A 1,076-nucleotide genomic window follows, 5' to 3' on the forward strand; every position below is an offset into this window, starting at 1 on the left:
AGGACGCTTACCACTTTGTGGTTCATGACTGGGGTGAAGTCGTAACAAGGTAGCGCTAGGGGAACCTGGCGCTGGATCACCTCCTTATACGATGATTACTCACGATGAGTGTCCACACAGATTGATACGGTTTATAAGTAAAAGAGACGAAGATATCCCAATATCTTCAATCCAGTGTCCCGTTCGTCTAGAGGCCTAGGACACCGCCCTTTCACGGCGGTAACAGGGGTTCGACTCCCCTACGGGATACCATTGGGTCGTTAGCTCAGTTGGTAGAGCAGTTGACTTTTAATCAATTGGTCGCAGGTTCGAATCCTGCACGACCCACCATTCTCTCCACGAGAATGAAAAAATAATGTGGGCGATTAGCTCAGTTGGGAGAGCACCTGCCTTACAAGCAGGGGGTCACTGGTTCGAGCCCGGTATCGCCCACCATTCTCTAAGTATTTTTGGATAGGAATTCCAAACCACTTCAGTAAGACGTATGTGGTTAGAATCTTCGACTCTGAAAGTCTTTAGAAAATGAACTTCTTAGGAAGTGATTTGCTCTTTAACAATTTGGAAAGCTGACAAAACAATCTTTAAGATTGTTTGTAAAGTTCTCAATGTTTGTCTTTATGACAAACACCAAAAAACACATTCAAGTGTTCTTGGGAATATCACTTTTAAGTGATTATTCGAAATTGAGTCCGGCAAAATCGAAATGTCTCTCGCTCATTCAAATAATGAGAGACAACTTTGGTGATTTGATTATCAACTCGAAACTCCTTCGGGTTGTATGGTTAAGTGACTAAGCGTACACGGTGGATGCCTTGGCAGTCAGAGGCGATGAAGGACGTATTAACTTGCGATAAGCCCAGATTAGGTAGTAAAAACCATTTGAGTCTGGGATTTCCGAATGGGGAAACCCACTAGCATAAGCTAGTATCGCTGCGTGAATACATAGCGCAGCGAGGCGAACCGGGGGAACTGAAACATCTAAGTACCCCGAGGAAAAGAAATCAACCGAGATTCCGAAAGTAGCGGCGAGCGAAATTGGACTAGCCCTTAAGCTTTATATGCGTTAGACGAACGGT

3 tRNA genes and 2 rRNA genes are annotated in these 1,076 nt (G+C 44.6%); all 5 read left to right on the plus strand.

What is annotated here, in order from left to right:
* A 16S ribosomal RNA gene (locus ATB76_RS26715) occupies nt 1-87 on the plus strand; the annotation flags it as partial.
* An 89-nt stretch (nt 88-176) separates the two neighbouring features.
* A tRNA-Glu gene (locus tag ATB76_RS26720) sits at nt 177-252 on the plus strand.
* A gap of 2 nt (nt 253-254) precedes the next feature.
* Nucleotides 255-330 (plus strand) — tRNA-Lys (locus ATB76_RS26725).
* A gap of 29 nt (nt 331-359) precedes the next feature.
* Nucleotides 360-435: transfer RNA gene (locus ATB76_RS26730), tRNA-Val, on the plus strand.
* A 345-nt stretch (nt 436-780) separates the two neighbouring features.
* A 23S ribosomal RNA gene (locus tag ATB76_RS26735) occupies nt 781-1,076 on the plus strand; the annotation flags it as partial.

Source organism: Vibrio sp. MOR3, assembly GCF_001557775.1.
Lineage (GTDB): Bacteria > Pseudomonadota > Gammaproteobacteria > Enterobacterales > Vibrionaceae > Vibrio > Vibrio jasicida.